Genomic DNA, 1,083 nt, shown 5'->3' with positions numbered 1-1,083 from the left:
CCGCACGAACGGCGAGGCCAACATCGCCCGCGCCACCCGACGCGCCAACCGCCGCCCACACGACCTCATCACCGCCGTGACCAGCGTCTATCCGACAACGCAATGACCCTGAGGTGCTCGCACAGCGCCCGCGCCTCGTCCTCGTGCTCGAAATGCCACGCGCAGTGCGACGTCGCAGTCCGGGCGGCGTCAGATCCGTCGCGCGGTAGTGAGGTGATCTCGTGTGTCCTGAACGCAGGAAGGAGCTGGTGTAGGCCAGGTTCTTGACGCGGTGCTGCGTGGAAGATGAAGGTCTGGCCCTTCGGAGCCGTCCTGCGGTGGGCGGCTTCAAACCGCCTCATGCTGCGTTGGTTGAAGACCGTCGTGGTGAGCGATGAGGGAAAGGCGTCGTCAAGGCGTCAGGTAGGGATCGGGAAGGCGAGCGCAAGCGAATCGTTGCTGACGTGTCGAAATCTCAACAGGTGACATCAGAACCGGGGCGTGAGATCGGCTTCGGGATAAGTCTGGCGTGTGCTCCGCTTATTGGCCAGGCGGTGTCCGGCATGTAGACGACGCGAGCCCGGTCTGCGGCTTTCACGTGGAACAGGAGAAGGCGTGTTCCGACACTGCTTGCCCGGGTATGGGTGGGCGACAGGGAGTATCTCGAAGCGGGGAGACCGTGAGGGAGTGAGTACCGTCGCGGGGCGCGCTGGCGGACCGGTTCGTAGTAGCGGTGAAGGTTCTGTAATGGGGCTGGAGCGAAGGGGCCGGGTTGTTCGTGGCTGTGTTCGTTCGATCAACCGGACGTGAGTCCGGGAGGAGTCGCGTGGACGAGTTGAAAGCATCAGGCAAGCCGTTCGAGATTTCGAAGCGGGCTGTCTGGGAGGCGTGGGAGAAAGTCAAAGCGAACAAAGGTGCGTCGGGGGTGGATGGGAAGTCGATCGCGGAGTTCGAGGCTGACCTCAAAGGAAACTTGTATAAGGTCTGGAATCGAATGAGCCTTTCCGGGTAAGGCGCTGATCACCGAGTGCAGTGTCCGGAAGGTCCAAGGCGTAGAGGAATCGCCCAGATGAGCGGGATGAACCAGTAAGGGCGCGGAACGCC

Annotated in this window: 1 protein-coding gene; it reads left to right on the top strand. The window is 62.4% G+C overall.

Features of this window, described 5'->3' with window-relative positions:
- The first annotated feature begins 805 nt into the window (after window positions 1–805).
- A complete protein-coding gene (locus AC2CHE_RS26875; protein WP_484507614.1) occupies window positions 806–991 on the top strand; it encodes a hypothetical protein in 186 nt (61 codons plus the stop codon).
- Window positions 992–1,083: the final 92 nt, after the last annotated feature.

The sequence above is a fragment of the Micromonospora sp. ATLC16 genome, assembly GCF_057196645.1.
Note: the sequence above shows the minus strand (reverse complement) of the source record. Positions and strands in the feature narration are given on the sequence as shown.